Source organism: Helicobacter labacensis (assembly GCF_003660285.1).
Lineage (GTDB): Bacteria > Campylobacterota > Campylobacteria > Campylobacterales > Helicobacteraceae > Helicobacter > Helicobacter labacensis.
The window spans coordinates 154,306-169,921 of sequence record NZ_QXQQ01000001.1; the positions used below are offsets into that span (position 1 = coordinate 154,306).

At 48.0% G+C, this 15,616-nt stretch carries 17 protein-coding genes and 1 pseudogene; 8 read left to right on the forward strand and 10 right to left on the reverse strand.

The features are described 5' to 3' along the window. Window positions 1-222: 222 nt before the first annotated feature. A complete protein-coding gene (gene selB, locus EAO33_RS00750; RefSeq protein WP_120944013.1) occupies window positions 223-2,079 on the forward strand; it encodes a selenocysteine-specific translation elongation factor in 1,857 nt (618 codons plus the stop codon). Here selB and EAO33_RS00755 read toward each other — a convergent pair. Genes EAO33_RS00755 through EAO33_RS00780 form a run of 6 tightly spaced genes read right to left on the reverse strand, consistent with a single transcriptional unit; the run spans window position 2,076 to window position 6,252 of the window. Continuing rightward, window positions 2,076-2,465, reverse strand: a complete 390-nt coding sequence (locus EAO33_RS00755) for a hypothetical protein (protein ID WP_235852957.1) — start codon at window positions 2,463-2,465, stop codon at window positions 2,076-2,078. The genes selB and EAO33_RS00755 overlap by 4 nt on opposite strands. Before the next feature lie 2 nt (window positions 2,466-2,467). After that, entirely contained in the window at window positions 2,468-3,232 is a 765-nt protein-coding gene (motB, locus tag EAO33_RS00760) for a flagellar motor protein MotB (protein WP_120944015.1), read from the reverse strand. Further along, window positions 3,232-4,002 (reverse strand): flagellar motor stator protein MotA, encoded by a 771-nt coding sequence (motA, locus tag EAO33_RS00765; RefSeq protein WP_120944017.1) that lies wholly within the window; start codon window positions 4,000-4,002, stop codon window positions 3,232-3,234. Before motA ends, motB begins: the two co-directional genes overlap by 1 nt. Before the next feature lie 20 nt (window positions 4,003-4,022). Next, window positions 4,023-4,796 carry a HesA/MoeB/ThiF family protein gene (locus EAO33_RS00770; RefSeq protein ID WP_120944019.1) on the reverse strand — a complete coding sequence of 258 codons (774 nt, stop codon included), beginning with the start codon at window positions 4,794-4,796 and terminating at the stop codon, window positions 4,023-4,025. Between the two features lie 20 nt (window positions 4,797-4,816). Then, the gene (locus EAO33_RS00775) at window positions 4,817-5,434 is read right to left on the reverse strand and encodes an MBL fold metallo-hydrolase (RefSeq protein ID WP_120944021.1); all 618 of its coding nucleotides are present in this window, start codon (window positions 5,432-5,434) and stop codon (window positions 4,817-4,819) included. Window positions 5,435-5,487: 53 nt separating this feature from the next. Beyond that, window positions 5,488-6,252 (reverse strand): UDP-N-acetylmuramate dehydrogenase, encoded by a 765-nt coding sequence (locus EAO33_RS00780; protein WP_120944023.1) that lies wholly within the window; start codon window positions 6,250-6,252, stop codon window positions 5,488-5,490. Window positions 6,253-6,433: 181 nt separating this feature from the next. Here EAO33_RS00780 and EAO33_RS00785 point away from each other — a divergent pair, with 181 nt between their 5' ends. After that, window positions 6,434-6,757 carry a hypothetical protein gene (locus tag EAO33_RS00785; protein WP_120944025.1) on the forward strand — a complete coding sequence of 108 codons (324 nt, stop codon included), beginning with the start codon at window positions 6,434-6,436 and terminating at the stop codon, window positions 6,755-6,757. Window positions 6,758-6,832: 75 nt separating this feature from the next. Here EAO33_RS00785 and fliQ read toward each other — a convergent pair whose 3' ends face one another. The 4 genes from fliQ to bamD are packed head-to-tail and all read right to left on the reverse strand — an operon-like array spanning window position 6,833 to window position 11,001. Continuing rightward, window positions 6,833-7,099, reverse strand: coding sequence for a flagellar biosynthesis protein FliQ (gene fliQ, locus EAO33_RS00790; protein WP_120944134.1), 267 nt, complete (start codon window positions 7,097-7,099; stop codon window positions 6,833-6,835). 10 nt (window positions 7,100-7,109) lie between these two features. After that, the gene (locus EAO33_RS00795) at window positions 7,110-7,943 is read right to left on the reverse strand and encodes a prephenate dehydrogenase (RefSeq protein WP_120944027.1); all 834 of its coding nucleotides are present in this window, start codon (window positions 7,941-7,943) and stop codon (window positions 7,110-7,112) included. After that, a complete protein-coding gene (gene lon, locus EAO33_RS00800; protein ID WP_205589469.1) occupies window positions 7,943-10,351 on the reverse strand; it encodes an endopeptidase La in 2,409 nt (802 codons plus the stop codon). The genes EAO33_RS00795 and lon overlap by 1 nt, the downstream gene beginning before the upstream one ends. 8 nt (window positions 10,352-10,359) lie before the next feature. Further along, a complete protein-coding gene (gene bamD / locus EAO33_RS00805; RefSeq protein ID WP_120944031.1) occupies window positions 10,360-11,001 on the reverse strand; it encodes an outer membrane protein assembly factor BamD in 642 nt (213 codons plus the stop codon). Window positions 11,002-11,111: 110 nt separating this feature from the next. Here bamD and fliW point away from each other — a divergent pair, with 110 nt between their 5' ends. The 6 genes and pseudogenes from fliW to EAO33_RS00835 all read left to right on the forward strand — a co-directional run bounded on the left by fliW (window position 11,112) and on the right by EAO33_RS00835 (window position 15,538). Then, window positions 11,112-11,531: a flagellar assembly protein FliW gene (fliW, locus tag EAO33_RS00810; protein WP_120944033.1), complete on the forward strand. Its 420-nt coding sequence runs from the start codon at window positions 11,112-11,114 to the stop codon at window positions 11,529-11,531. Window positions 11,532-11,575: 44 nt separating this feature from the next. Then, a pseudogene (locus EAO33_RS00815) lies at window positions 11,576-12,315 on the forward strand (pyrroline-5-carboxylate reductase dimerization domain-containing protein). A 12-nt stretch (window positions 12,316-12,327) separates the two neighbouring features. Beyond that, window positions 12,328-13,008: a F0F1 ATP synthase subunit A gene (locus tag EAO33_RS00820; protein WP_120944034.1), complete on the forward strand. Its 681-nt coding sequence runs from the start codon at window positions 12,328-12,330 to the stop codon at window positions 13,006-13,008. Continuing rightward, window positions 13,009-13,230 carry a hypothetical protein gene (locus tag EAO33_RS00825; protein WP_120944036.1) on the forward strand — a complete coding sequence of 74 codons (222 nt, stop codon included), beginning with the start codon at window positions 13,009-13,011 and terminating at the stop codon, window positions 13,228-13,230. Continuing rightward, entirely contained in the window at window positions 13,227-13,793 is a 567-nt protein-coding gene (locus EAO33_RS00830; RefSeq protein WP_120944038.1) for a thiamine phosphate synthase, read from the forward strand. Before EAO33_RS00825 ends, EAO33_RS00830 begins: the two co-directional genes overlap by 4 nt. A gap of 92 nt (window positions 13,794-13,885) precedes the next feature. Next, the gene (locus EAO33_RS00835) at window positions 13,886-15,538 is read left to right on the forward strand and encodes an L-lactate permease (protein ID WP_120944040.1); all 1,653 of its coding nucleotides are present in this window, start codon (window positions 13,886-13,888) and stop codon (window positions 15,536-15,538) included. Window positions 15,539-15,616 lie beyond the last annotated feature (78 nt).

Genomic DNA, 15,616 nt, shown 5'->3' on the forward strand with positions numbered 1-15,616 from the left:
ACCTTTCATAGCACACCTCAAGTTCATAATTCATTTAAAATAGAATCAATATTTTACAATAATAATAATAAAATAAATCTTAATACACTTTATAGGACTATTGAATCCATGTATACCACTATACTATCTAATCTATGTGTAACGCGTTTCTATAAGTGTCCTCTTAGTCTTTGCGCTCAAGGGTTATGGTATAAATCCTTTAAGACAATAAAAGGAAGTGCTATGACATCTAGCCCATTGCCCCCCCAAACCAAGCCAGAGTATATTTTACTGGGCACTTGTGGGCATGTTGACCATGGCAAAAGCGCGCTTATCAAGGCGTTGAGTGGGTTTGATGGGGACACTAGCGCGCAGGAGAAACAAAAGGGCATGACGATTGATTTGAGCTTTTGTAGCGTGCAAAGCCCCCAACGCACTCTGGGTTTTGTGGATGTGCCCGGACACCACAGTTTGCTTAACACGATGATCTCTGGGAGTTTTGCTTTAGACATGGCTTTGCTTGTCATAGATGCTAACGAGGGGATCAAGGCACAGACTTTAGAGCATGTCCTCATCTGTTCTCTTTTGCAAATCCCTTGCTTGGTGGTGCTCACTAAAGTGGATAAATGCACACACACCCAGAGCTTAGAACAAGAGATTTGGCACACCCTGCAACGCCACCAAGTGCGCTGTGTTGCGCTTTTCAAGTGTAGTATTTACGACCCCTCTAGTATAGAAGCCCTGAAACGCTTTTTACTCCAGCACCCCTTTAGCAAAAAAACCCCCCAAAACGCTCTGAAAGACCTATTTAGACTCTATATCGATCGCGTGTTTGTAGTGCAGGGTAGGGGGGTGGTGGTGAGTGGGACTTTATTGGGCGCGCCGGTGAAAGTGGGCGATCATCTCATCGTGTTGCCTTTGCAAAAGGGAGTGCGGGTGAAAACCCTGCACCAGCATGGCCAAGAAGTGGCGCAGGCGGGCATACACGAGCGCGTAGCCTTGCACTTGGGCGGGATCAAAGCCCAAGAGCTCAAAACGGGCATGCTCTTGAGCCATAAGGGGGTGTTGCGCGCCTTCCACATTTTGGATGCCAAACTGTTAACCCCCCCAGATGCCCCTCCGCTCAAGCACAACCAAATTGTGGGTGTGCAATTAGGCACTCTGCGCGCCCAAGCCAAAGTTCTCTTATTAACCCCCCCCTTTGTTACCCTTATTGTGGATCAAAAGCTCTTTGCATGCTATGGGGAGCGCGCGATCTTGAGTTGTCAGGGGCGTGTGTGGGGTGGGGCTTTGATCTTAAACCCCATTGCCGATCCACTCAAAAAACACCTCAAGCACGCTTTACTCTGTGCCCTAGAAGCCCAAGACTTCTCCCAAGCCTTCGCGCTTTTAAGCCAAGCGCACCAAAAGGGCTTTGGGCTCTTTTGTAGCGTGCAACGCTTTGCTCTTAGCCATGCCCTAGCCCTAGAAATCGCCAAACAAGTCCCCAACACCATTGTGGATACCCAAGAGATGGTGATTTACCCCACTAGCGCGCTATCTAGCCTAGTGCGATCCCTCAAAGCCACTTACGCGCGCAATCCGCACGCCTTATTGAGTGTCAAGGGGGTTTGTGCCAAGCACAGCCATGTCAGCGCGCACCTAGCCACTTTAGCCTTCCTTGCCTTAGAACAACAGCACTTCTTAAGCCACGCCCGTGGGTTGTGGATGCGCCAAGGGGTTAAATTAGAGCAACTCCAAGATAATTTGAAAGCCCAACTTTACAGTTGTATCCAAAATGGGGGCTTTGCTCCCCAAGCTCCCTACAATCTCTACGATGCCCTAGATGTGGATCGTCAAGCTGGTGATGACGCGCTCAAAGCCCTCTGCTACGCCCAAAAGGTCGTGCGTTTGTGCCATAATGTCTTTGTGGATAAGCAAGTTTTAGAGCGCGCTGTTTTGTTGATGCAAACCCTCTTAAAGCAACATGGGTATTTAGACATCGCGCTTTTAAAAACCCATGTAAACTTGTCGCGCAAGTTTTTGATCGCCTATTTGGAGCATTTTGACACCTTGGGGATGAGCACTAATTGCCATGGCAGACGCCAAGCCAAGCCTTAGGGCAGCCACTTTTCTATAGGGTGCAATACCTGTGTCCCAAAATCGCTTTTGATCTCCACACGCAAGGGGTCATCACAAAAGACTTCGTAGCGCATTTTCTCATGCAATAAGAGGGTGTAGCTAGGTAAAATGGGCAAGAGCGCGCACCGGTCTGCATTCAGACTAATGTGGTTGATACGCACCCTCTCTACTAGGGCTTCAATCTCTAGCACCCGCTTAAAGCGTTTAGCTCCATAAGCACGCGTCCAAGTCAAATAGGGGAGCTCTTGGGTGTAGAGAGTAGTGCTTAGGGGGAGGGGAGGGGGTTTTTTTTGCAAGAGTTCTTCGCCCGTAGGCAGGGCTTGCGCGCCCAACACCAGCAAGCCCACTAATAAGAATCTAAACACGACTATTCTCCCTCAAGACCTCTATCCAAAATGGAGTGGAGTTTTTCAATATTTTGGGGGGCGGTGGAGAAAAAGATTTCCACGCGGTTATTGCGCATGCGATTCTCCACGCTATCATTGGGGGCGATGGGATTGTTTTTGCCATAGGAGGTAAAAGAGAGTTTTTGGGGGTTGATCCCATCTTCAATCAAAGCGCGCATTACCTTAGAAGCGCGGCTAGCGGCTAATTCATAATGATCTTTAAAGCGCACTCTGGGGGGGATAGGGGTGTTATCGGTATAGCCACGCACATTAATTTGCACTTGGGCGGGCAGGGCGCGGATGATGCTAGCGATTCGCACAATGTATTCGCGCATACTAGCGTTGATAGTGTCGCTATAGGGATTGGTAAAAATCAAGCTGGAGGGGAGTTTGAGAATCGCCCCCTGATCGGTTTGCTCTAGCACACTCCCCTCTCCTACTTTTGTGATCGTGGCTTGTGAGCGCACAAGTTGTTCGCTAGCACTGCGCTCTTGGGTTACATCGTTTTGCAAATCCCCGGGAGCGGGGGGGATGGGGATGACAGGCTGCACCGCATCGGGGACGGGAGCGTAGTCAAAGATTTTAATAAATTCTTTTTTGAGCGCCTTGACTTTAGCCTTATTGACTACCGAGATCGCATAGAGGGCGATAAAAAGGGCGAGTAAGAGGGAGAGAAAGTCCGCGTAAGGCACTGCCCAGCGTTCCCCAGCCGGGCATTCTACCTTTTTGCCTTTTTTCTTTGCCATTATTCAAACATGGATTTTTTGGGCTCACCCGGGGCGATGTAGTTGAGTAACTTCATCTCCAAATCCCTAGGGTTGTCCCCATTGGCAATCCCAATCACGCCTTCTAAAATCACGATCTTTTCCTTGAGAATATCCTTAGACTTGTTTTTAAGCTTGTTGCCAAAAGGACCAAAGAGCGCATAAGAGCACATGATCCCTGTTACTGTGGCTGTAAAAGCCCCTGCGATCCCCAGGGCCATCTCTTGGGGGTTGTCTAACTTCTGCAAGGCTAACATCAAGCCCAAAACCGCTCCCACAAGCCCAAAGGTGGGCGCGCTCTCCCCAGCTGTGATCCAATAGTGGGCTGCCCCATGGTAATACTCCTCTAACTCCTCAATCGCCACTTCTAGACTCTCTTGCACGGATTTAATGTCCTTACCATCCACAATCATGGAAAACCCATTGCGCGCAAAATCGTCTTCAATTTGGGCGACTTTAGATTCTAGGGACAACACCCCATCTTTACGCGCCATTGTGGATAATTCTACAATGCTTTTGATGGTTTCTTGCAAGTTGATCTTGGGGTTGAGAAACACAATCTTGATCTCTTTATAAGCCGCTTTGACATGGTGGGCATGGGTCCCCACCATCGCCGCGCACAGAGTCGTGGGGATGATGATGATGAGAGAACTCAAATGCACCACATGCACCGGGTTACCCCCCTCTAAAATATCGCCCACGCTGATCGCGACAATAGCAAAGATCACACCAAGCACAGAGGTTAAATCCATAAATGCCCTTTCTTATTGCTTTACTGGGGGTAGTCGCTTAAGCGCGTGATCCCTTGATCGCCACACACACGGCACTGCGGGTTTTTCTTCACGCCCACGCGTCTAAAAACCATTCCCTTTGTATCCACCCCTAGCAAGGTGTCTGTGAGTAAGGGGAAACCCAAGAAATATTTGATCGCCTCAGCCGCTTGGATACAGCCCAACAAGCCGGGCAACACCCCAAAAAGCCCGGCTTTAAAGACAGGATTGAGGGCAGGGTCTGGGGGGGTGTCAAACACACACGCAAAACACGCGCTTTTTTTAGGCAAGACCGTCATGGTCTGTCCACGGTGTTTTAGCACACCGGCATGGCTGTAGGGTTTGTTCTCCAACACGCACGCGTCATTAATGAGGAATTTACTGGCAAAATTATCGGTCGCATCAATGATAAAGCTATAATCTTTGATGATCTCTAGGGCGTTGCTGGCATCTAACTTAGTGAAATAGGTGTCTACGCGCACTTCTGGATTGAGGGCTAACATCTTGCGCTGGGCAGACTTGACTTTAGAGGCGTTGATTTCATCGGTGGTGTGGATGATCTGGCGTTGCAAATTGCTAAGTTCAATGATGTCAAAATCCAACACCCCAATACGCCCCACACCTGCGCCAGCCAAATACATCAGATTGGGCGATCCTAGCCCTCCCGCGCCAATGACTAAAACGCTCGCACTCAAGAGTTTTTCTTGCCCGGCCTCTCCCACATCTTCAAGCATCAAATGACGCTCGTAGCGCTCTCTTTGCGCGTCATCTAACATGCGTATCCTTCCATAAAAAATTAGAGATGGGCAATCCACGCCTTCATATGGGGTTGTTCTTCTTTAAGTGTCGTGGGTTGTCCGTGTCCGGGATAGAGGGGTTTATCACAAGGGCTTTCAAGATTTTCAAAGCGAATCAGGGAGTCTTTCATGTCTGCGCAATTGGAGTAGGGAAAATCGTAACGACCGATACTGCGGTGGAAAATAAAATCTCCGCTGAAAAACACGCCCTCCATCTCCACCATGCAACACCCCGGGGTGTGTCCGGGGAAATGCCAATAGGTGATGGGGATATTGGCGACCTCAAAGGTGGTGCGCGCCCTCTGACATGCCACGGGGCAAATCTGCTCTGCTAAACAGGGAGTGAGCCCTAGAGAAAAGCAATCGGTAGTGAGCATGAAAACATCATCCTTGGGAGCGAACAAGGGCACATGGGGCCAAACTGTTTTGAGCGCGTGCGCGTCCCAAATGTGATCGTAATGCCCATGCGTGATGAGAATTGCCAAGGGTTTTTTAGCGTTCTCAAGCACCCAAGCGCACGCCCCCATACCCGGATCCACGATAAAATCCCCCTGCTCTAGGGACGCGATATAACAATTCGTCTGGGTGTTCCCAAAAGCCTGCACCTTGATTTGCATCACAATCCTTTGCTACCATTCTAGCAGATTTTTACTAAAGCTACCAAAGCTACCTAAGTGAGGATACAAACCTCTTCTTGCAATAAAATCCCAAACGCTTTAAAAACCCTCTCTTTGGCAAGCGCGATCAACTCTAAGGCTTCCTCAAAATGCGCCCCCCCTAGATTGATTAAGAAATTGGCATGCGCGCTAGAAAAGCCCACGCGCCCCAAGTTAAACCCCCTAAGCCCCACAGCCTCTAACAATCTGCCGGCAAAATCCCCGGGCGGGTTTTTAAAGCAGCTCCCAAAGCTGGGTTTTTTAGGGTGGCAGGCGCGCATGCGTTTGCATTCTTGAAAAATACTCTCTCTAAATCCATGTTTTTTTTGCAAGCGCGCCCCAAAGACCACCCCCTCAAACGCGCTAAAGCGATAAGATAGCCCCAAAGCTTGGGAGTCTAACCATGCCCCATTGATATTAGCCTGCAAAACAACACCGCTCATCTGGTAAGCCTTCATGCCTGCATTCATCTTAAGCAATCCGCCCACGCTCCCAGGCAGAGCACCCAAAAACTCTAGCCCCCCTAAGTTATGATCCCTAAAATATTTAAAGAGTGTTTGCGCGCTGGTTTTTGCCCCCACTTCTACAAAACTCCCCCTATCTTCTATGTAGTCAAAACAGCGATCCAAAATTGCTAAATTTTGTGCGTGAGGGGAAACTAAGAGATTATTAGCCAAACCCACCATCTGTACCGCATAATCCCCACGCTGGCGCAATAAAGCCACCTCAACCCTGCCTCCGATCTTCACGCTGGAGTATTTAGAAAAATCCAAGATCACAACGCCCTTTCTAGAATTTTAAGCTCTTAAGACCTCTCATTATAGCAAGTTTAAGATAAGCTGTGCTACAGTCAGCGAGCATGGCTTATTGGCTATGAATTCCTACATAAAGGACATCTATGAGACAGTTGTGCGCCAACGCGCTAGAACCCCCCTTCAATATTCTTAATAAAGGATTGAAATGAAAAAAATACCATATGAAAAGACTCAGCGTATTTGTGAACTCAGACAACAAGGTTTGACTCAGGCCAAAATCGCCCGGCATGAGGATGTGGGAGTCTCCCAAGCCACAGTGTCTAAGCACCTTGCAGAACAGGCATATCTTAAAGAGATCCAAAGTAAGGACGAAGAGCTTAGGACTACTAAAAAAGAGCTTAGGACTACTAAAAAAGAGCTTAGGGTTGCTAAAGTTGAAATTGTCGGGTTGAAGGCCACTATTTCTCTTATCGAGTCCGATTTACAGCTTGTTAAGTCCAAAATTGAGGAGCTCGAATCTGAAGAATAGGTGGCTACGCGGTTTCTTGCTCCAAATCTCCTCCACCTGCGGAGGATTTTCGGACTTGTGTCTACTTTTTGCCTCTTAAGAAGCGATCTTGGGGATGAGCTTAAATAGCATGCTAGCGTAGTCTAAAAGCATGTTGAGCATCCAAGGCATGGTTAGGATAATCACGGCGATCACGGCGAGGATTTTGGGCACAAAGGATAGAGTCATTTCGTTAATCTGGGTGGTGGCTTGGAATATACTCACCAAGAGCCCCACCACCAAGCCCACCAAGAGCACAGGCAAGGAGATCATCAAGGTGATCTTATAGGTTTCAATGGCAAGCTTCATCAATTGGGCTTCCACAAACACCCCCCTACATAAATTCTTGCAGACAATTAGCCCGTTGCATCCACGCGCACAAATCCTTCCACTCTTGGGCTTTTAGCATGTCTTTGGTGCGTTGCATTTCTGCAATGAAGAGTTCCAAGGCTTCTAGCAAATGGGTTTGGTTTTGTCTAAAAATGTCTTCCCACATCTGCGGAGCGCTCTTAGAGAGTCTACTCATATCCCTAAACCCTCCAGCAGCCAAAGAGAGGATATTTTGTGGGCTTTCTTGGGCTAACACCACATTAGCTAGGGCATAACTAATAGCATGGGGTAAGTGGCTCACAAAGGCGACATGCCGATCGTGATCTTGCGCGCTCATTTTCACCATCTGCATGCCTAATGCGCTAAAAACTTCTTTGGCGCGTTGCAAGTGGGTTACCCCACTTTGTTCACAATCCACCAAGATCACGATCTTGTGTTTATACAGACCTTTCAAAGCGGCTTTGGGTCCATGAAACTCTGTCCCACACATCGGGTGGCTAACCACCACTTGGGGGCGCAAAGCACTAGGGATTGCGCGCACAATTTGTTCTTTAGCCCCACCTAACTCAATGATGGTGCTGGTGGGCGTGCTTGACAAGTGGGTTAAGATGTGGATAATCCCCTCCACAGGAGTCGCCAAGATGAGCAAGTCGCATGTTTGTATTTGGCTAAACTCTACACATTCCTCAACCAACCCCAAACTCAAAGCCATTTGGGCGTGCAAGACATTGCGATCAAAACCCACCAGACTTTTGATGCCCAGTTGCGCGCGCACCTCCTGCAAGGCTAAACCCATAGACCCCCCCATTAACCCCAAGCCCACAATACCTACACGCATTAGGGCACCAAAGCTATTTCTAGCACATCTTCAATATGGCGCACGGCTTTGATCTCCATATTCTCTTGCACCTCTGCAGGGATGTCTTTTAGATCTCTGTGGTAGTTTTTCTCAGGGATCAAGGCGGTTTTGATCCCCGCCTTGTAGCTGGCGATCAATTTTTCTTTCAGCCCTCCAATGGGCAAAACCCGCCCGCTCAAAGTGAGCTCGCCCGTCATCGCCACATCGCAACGCACTCTCCTATCGCATAAAATAGAAGCGATGCTAGTAGCCATCGTGATCCCAGCACTGGGACCATCTTTGGGAGTTGCCCCTTCGGGCACATGCAAGTGGATGTCATAGAGCTGGTAAATCTTGCCCTCTTTGGGCTTTTTCTTTTTGGGGACCAACACTTCTTCATCAAGGCGCGATTTCACCACCGAGTGCGCGATGTAAGCCGATTCCTTCATCACCTCGCCCAAGCTCCCCGTGAGTTTTAAATTTCCCTTGCCTTTGAGTTTGATCGCTTCAATTTTAAGCACATCTCCGCCCACACTTGTCCATGCCAAACCATTGACAATCCCTATAGCGTCCTCTTGATCGATAGGGTCGATCTCAAAGACGATCTTGTCTAAAAATTCGGGGACATTGTCTGTTGTGATATGGATTTTGCGCTGTCTTCTAGATTTGGGTGCTTCTTTTAAGGCTTTTTCCTCACTGCTGTGTAAAATTTTCTTGGCGCACTTGCGCATGATACTTGCTAGTGCACGCCTCAAGCTACGCACCCCCGCCTCACGGGTGTATTTTTCAATGATGAGTTTGATCGCCTCTGGGGTGAATAACACTTCTGTGGGTTTGAGCGCGTGCTTTTTGAGCTCTTGAGGGATCAAGTAATTGCGCGCGATCTGCTCTTTTTCTTGGGGGGTGTAACTGGAAACGGCGATAAATTCCATGCGATCCCTTAAAGGGGGGGGGATCGTGGTGGTGTCATTGGCGGTGGCAATGAAAATCACTTGGGAGAGGTCGATGTTAAAATTGGTGTAGTAATCCCTAAAACTGGTGTTTTGCTCAGGGTCTAAAATCTCTAAAAGCGCGCTGGCTGGATCGCCACGCATGCTTTTATCCACCTTGTCGATCTCATCTAACACCATCACGCAATCCATCTTCTTAGCTTCAATCAAGCCCTGCACAATGCGCCCGGGCATAGAACCTAAATAAGTGCGCCGGTGCCCCCGTAATTCATTGACATCTTCTAGCCCACCCAAGGCGATGCGAATCAAGGGGCGTTTGATAGCTTTGGCGATGGAATTAGCTAGACTGGTCTTACCCACCCCCGGAGGACCATAGAAGCACAAAATCGTGCCCTTAGTCTCCTTACTCTCCGTCTGGCGTAAGCGCAAGAGCTCCATCGTGGCGAAGTATTCTACAATGCGTTCTTTGGGTTTTTCTAGGCTGTAGTGATCGGCATTTAGCTGTTTTTCTACATCTTTGATAGAGAGTTTTTTTTGGCTGTATTGCCCAAAAGGGATGTCTAACACCCACTCAATGTAATTTTGCAAAATCCCCACATCGGAGCTATCTTGGTGGATACGACTCAAGCGTTCGATCTGTTTTTTGATCTCTTTGTGGACTTCCTTAGTGATGAAGGGTTCGATCGCGCTGAGTTTTTGGGTGTATTCTTGGATCTCTTCATCACGCTGTTTGTCCACACCCAATTCTTTTTGGATTTGCTTGAGTTGCTCTTTGAGGAAGTATTCCTTATTCACCTGCTCCATTTTGCTATGCACTTTACTCTTGATCTCTTTTTGTAGTTTTTGGGTTTTGATCTCCTCCATCACCAAATCAATGAGGTCTAAGAGTCTCTCTTCGGTGTTGTCGTTAGCAAAGAGTTTATAAGATTGATCTTTTTTAAGGCGCAGGGCGGAGGCGATTAAATCCACAATGCGATTGGGATCGCTATTGTCCTCAATGGCACGCAAGAGATCGGGAGGGAAGAATTGGCTGACATTAGCCAAATTGCCCACCTTCTCCTTGAGGATTTCTAAAATCGCGTTGGTTTTGTCGTGATCGTAGTCTTTATAGGTGATCACATCTACCATCGCCTCTAGGGGGTCATGGGATTGCAAACTCAAAATGCGCCCCTTGCAAATCCCCTGAAAGAGAATCTTCATGCGGTTATCAGGCAGGATCACCTTACGCACAATACTCCCAATGACTCCCACATCGTAAAATTTCTCTTCTAAAGCCTTATCACCGGGGGTGTTCTTAGCGCAACCCACGAAAATGAGATCGTTTTTATCTTGAGTAGCCTTGTTGGCTGCCTTGATATTGGCTTCGCTATTGATGAAAAGAGGGGCGATCATGAATGGATACATGAATGCCTCTTCTTCTACAATCACTGGCACTACACTTGGAAATTTCTCTGTCATATCAACCCTTACCAATTGAATATCGCCACATACCAAGGCATATAAGACTTCTTAGGATGCGTTTCTTTTTCTAGGACTTCGTCCACGCGCTCCAAATAACGCTTCACCCCTTCTTTTTGGTGGCGTTTTTTATAGACATTGGCGATCGCGCGGTTGAGCTCGTTTTGTCCTAAAATGAATTTGACCTGCATATACTCCACCTGATTGATAAAACGGCTATTGGGGTATTTGTCCACGAAGTCATTGAGCATGCCAATGGTGTTAGACATAAATTCTTGATCCTTGCTGTGGTTTTTGAAAGAATAATAGCGCGCTTGGAGTTTGAGGTATTTGAGGTAGTCAATATTGCTCTCATTGCCAAAGCGTTTGATGTATTCATCAAAGTAGTATTCTGCCAAAATAAATTCTTTTTTCTTCAAATGGGCTTGCCCCAGCGCGATCATCGCCACGGGCACTAGGGGCGAATTGATGTGTTCGCTTTGCAAAGAGGAGTAGTAATTGTCCGCGGTTTCCAAATTCATAAACAAAATTTCGCGCAAAATCCCCTGATACCAAAAGATCGCGGGGCGGTTGTAGATGGCATCCTTGCCCTTTTTGGCACAGCCCAACCACAACACCGCACACGCCAACGAAAGCCACAACACGCGCATGTCATTCCTTTGTCCTAAAGCCCTATTATATCAAAAATCCCCCGTTAGAATTGATTTTTAGAGTGGATTGTAGTAAAATCGGGGCTTTACACCATGTGCTAAGGGCGGGAATGTTATTTAGTGTCAAATCCCCCATTTTGGGGTTTGAGCAAGTTTCTAGAATGGAGCTAGAGAAGATTGATGAGATTTTCATGCGCCTGCGCAACGCCGATGACATCGCCCCAACTTTCACTTTAGTCAATCCCTTTGCCCTGCGCGCTTATGAATTTGATATTCCCATGGGTTTGCAAGTTTTACTGAATTTAGACAGCGCGCGCAATATTCTCATCGCCAATATCATGGTGATTCAAACCCCCCTGCAAGAATCCACAATCAATTTCCTAGCCCCCTTAGTCTTTAACTTTGATCACCAACTTATGGCCCAAGTGGTGTTAGATAGCGCCAAATACCCCCATTACCACATTTCTGAAAAGATCGCTAGTTTTTACCACGCCCCAAAAGAACAGGTTAAACCTGAGGAATGTCCATGAAAACACGCCTGCTTGTGGTGGGTTATGGGCGTATGGCGCAAGCCATGTTGCGAGGTTTTGCCACCCACGCGCCCAAGCTAGAGTCCTTTTGTATCCAAATTACCGGGCGCGATCCCAAGAAAATCCGCCCCTTTGTGCAAGATTTGCCTCTTGAAGTGGCGATCTTACCCCCCACTCCCACTTTAGACATTGAAGATGCCATCGTGCTTTTAGCCATGAAACCCTATGGTTTGGAGAGTTTTAAATACAGTGGCATGGCTTCTTTGGTGCTCAGTGTGTTAGCCGGGGTGAGTGTGGGTAAGCTAGCTGGGCACATAAAAAGCCAAGCCTACGCGCGTTGTATGCCCAACATCGCTGCAAGTTATGCCCTCTCTTCTACAAGCCTATATGCCCCCTGCGCTACCCCCGCTAGAGATCGCGCCCGCGCGCTTTTGGAGTGCTTGGGGGGGGTGGTGGAAGTGTCTAGCGAAGCACTCATTGACGCGTCCTTAGCTACCAATGGGAGCGCGTTAGCCTTTTTGAGTATGGTGGCGCAGGGTCTAGTAGGCGCGGGGGTGCGTGAGGGTTTGGGTTACGATCAAGCCTTCGAATTGGTCACGCAGAGTTTCAATGGCTTTGCTAGACTACTAAGGGAGAACACCCCCCAAGAGATTATCAACGCCATTTGCACCCCGGGGGAGCCACCATTGAGGGCTTAAGTGTGCTGGAACAAAGGGCTTTTAAGGGGATTATCATGCGCGCATGCCACGCTGTAGTCAAAAAAGGGCGCACTAAATCAAGCTAAAAGAGAGAGGACATGGAACATAGATTATTCACTTTTGCCGGGTTACTCAGCACGGATCACAATTTCATCATCGGGTTTTACACCATTGTGTGCGCGTTAGCCACTCTCATAATTGGCAAAATCGCCACTAGCAGGTTGCAGATGGTGCCCTTTGGGCTGCAAAACATTTATGAAGCCACCATTGAGGGGATTTTGCATGTGGCTAAAGATGTGATCGGGGAAGATTTAGCCCGCAAGTATTTCCCCCTAGCAGGCACGATCGCCCTTTTTGTCTTTTATTGCAACATGATAGGCATCATTCCCGGATTTGAAGCCCCTACGGCTAATTGGAGTTTTACGCTGGTGCTCGCCCTCATTGTCTTTTTTTACTACCACTTTGAGGGGATTCGCGCCCAAGGGCTTATCAAATACTTTAGCCACTTTCTAGGTCCAGTCAAGTGGCTCATCCCTATTATGTTGCCCGTAGAGATCGTTTCGCATCTCTCTAGGATCATCTCGCTCTCTTTTCGTCTCTTTGGCAATATCAAGGGCGATGACATGTTTTTGCTTATCATGCTTTTATTGGTCCCATGGGTGATCCCCATTGCCCCCTTCATGGTGTTGTTTTTCATGGGGATTTTGCAAGCCTTTGTGTTTATGATCTTAACCTATGTCTATTTGGCCGGAGCCCTTATCGTGGATGAAGATCACTAAATGAAAAAAGCAACTCTAATCGCCCTATTGGATTTTTTTGCCGGGTTATTCGTGGGGATCGCGTTGGTGTGCGGGGGTTTGTGCCTGTTTGTCTTTAAAGAAGCGGAGTTGGTGGTGTCTATCTTTTTTGCGCTCTTTGTCTTTGGGTTATTTAGCTTTTTTGCCCTGTTGGCTAAATCTATGGGGGCATTGCTCAAAGACAGCACGCGTGAGCGCATTTGAATCTACAATCCTACTTCATCACCCCCCCTTATTTTGGCGCGTTGACTCCGCGCGATTTTAGAAGTGCCCTTTTCAAAGTCTTGCGCACACACCGCCCCACGCACGCGTGCTTTAGGGTGGATCAAACTAAGCACACCCTACTAAGTTGCTTTGTGTCTACATGCCAAGAGTTTGGGGTGAGTAGCTATGTGAATTTAGCCCACTTGTGCGCCAGCATAGAAACAGCCTTGGGTTTTGGTTTTATAGGCGTGCATGCCAAGGCGAACGCGTTATTGGCTCTAAAGCACATCCCCGCCCATCTGCACAGTTTTTACAGCGCGCACAGTGTCTTGGAAGTGCAAGAAGCCCTAGAACAAGGCGCACACTTGGTAACTCTTAGCCCCATTTTCCCCACTCCTAACAAACCCCCCGCTTTGGGCTTGGAGTATTTGGATCGCCTAAGCCCTACACAAAAGCAACGCGTTTTTGCGCTTGGGGGGATTACCCACAGTGCCCAGCTCCCTTTATTAGCCCACAAAGGGATCAAGGGTTTTGCGGGCATACGCTTTTTTGAATCCAGCTAAATAGTAACACCCCTTTATCTGCCTCCCAGCTAAAAACCCCTTGCTGTAATCCAACATGTTATACTCCATTAAAATGTTCTAGGAGTTGCTAGATGGAGTGGCACCAGATTTACGCCCCCTTGGGGGGCAATATTTGGTTGAGCGCGTTGGTGGCGCTCTTACCCATTGTCTTGTTTTTTGCCTCTTTGATTGTCTTTAAGCTCAAGGGGCACACCGCTGCGTTTTTAAGTGTGGTGCTCTCGGCTGTGATCGCGCTTTTTGTGTATAAAATGCCCTTTGTGATGGTGGGGGCTAGCTTTGTCTATGGCTTTTTATATGGGCTTTGGCCCATTGCGTGGATCATCATCGCTGCCATTTTCCTCTATAAACTCTCTGTTAAATCCGGCTATTTTGAGATTCTCAAAGAAAGTGTGCAATCTATTACCCCCGATCACCGCATTTTAGTGATCCTCATTGGGTTTTGCTTTGGCTCATTTTTAGAAGGGGCGATTGGCTTTGGCGGGCCGGTGGCGATCACCGCGGCTATTTTGGTGGGCTTAGGTCTTAATCCCCTCTATGCGGCTGGGTTGTGCTTGATTGCCAACACCGCCCCGGTGGCTTTTGGGGCGGTGGGTATTCCCATCACCGCCATGGCCGGGGCTGTGGGCGTGAGCGCACTAGCCATTAGTGCGATGGCAGGTAAAATCTTATTTTTTGTGAGTTTGCTTGTGCCTTTTTTCATCGTGTTTTTAATGGATGGGGTGCGTGGGATCAAAGAAACTTTTCCAGCCGTGTTTGTGGCTGCCTTTAGTTTTGCCCTTGCGCAATATCTAAGCTCTAACTATCTAGGTCCAGAACTCCCCGGGATTCTCTCAGCGATTGTTTCGCTCGTAGCGACTGCTGTATTTTTGCGTTTTTGGCAACCCAAACACATTTTTAGGAGCGATGGCAAGGAGGTTACGCACACGCAGCAAAAACACCACATCTGTAAGGTTTTTGTGGCATGGGCGCCCTTTATTATCCTCATTATCACCATTGTCATTTGGACTCAGCCTTGGTTTAAAGCCCTCTTTGCTAAGGGTGGGGCGTTGGCTTTTTCTAATTTTTACTTTGAATTTGAAAGCATTAGCCAAAAGATTTTAAAAAGCGCGCCCTTTGTGATCGAGGGCAAGAGCGCGACTAGCCCGGTGATCTTTAAATTGCCCTTGATTAACACCGTGGGGACCTCTATTTTAGTGGCGGCTCTGGTGAGTATTTTCGTTTTGCGTCTGAAAGTGAGCGATGCGGTGCATGTTTTTGGGGACACGCTTAAAGAAATGCGCTTTCCTATTTTGACAATCGGTTTGGTGCTCTCTTTTGCCTACATCTCCAATTACAGCGGAATCTCAGCGACAATGGCACTCGCGCTCACCCACACGGGTAAAGCCTTTACTTTCTTTTCGCCCATCATTGGCTGGGTGGGCGTGTTTTTAACTGGGAGTGATACAAGCTCTAATCTGCTCTTTGGCTCACTCCAACAGCTCACGGCTAATAATCTTAAAATCCCTGAGGTGCTCACCCTCACGGCTAACACTGTGGGAGGCACTTTAGGCAAGATGATCAGCCCTCAAAGTATCGCTATTGCATGCGCGGCAGTAGGGTTAGCGGGCAAAGAATCCGATCTCTTTAAATTCACGGTGAAATATTCTGTGATCTTTGTGATCTTGATGGGGGTGGCTATCACCATTATTGCCTATGGCTTCCCCCAGATTGTGCCCAATGCCTAAAGCCAAAACCCTAGACTTTTAACAAGAGGCTTAGGGGTTTTGCGCTAGAATGGAGGCTTTAAAAAAGAGTGAAAGGTT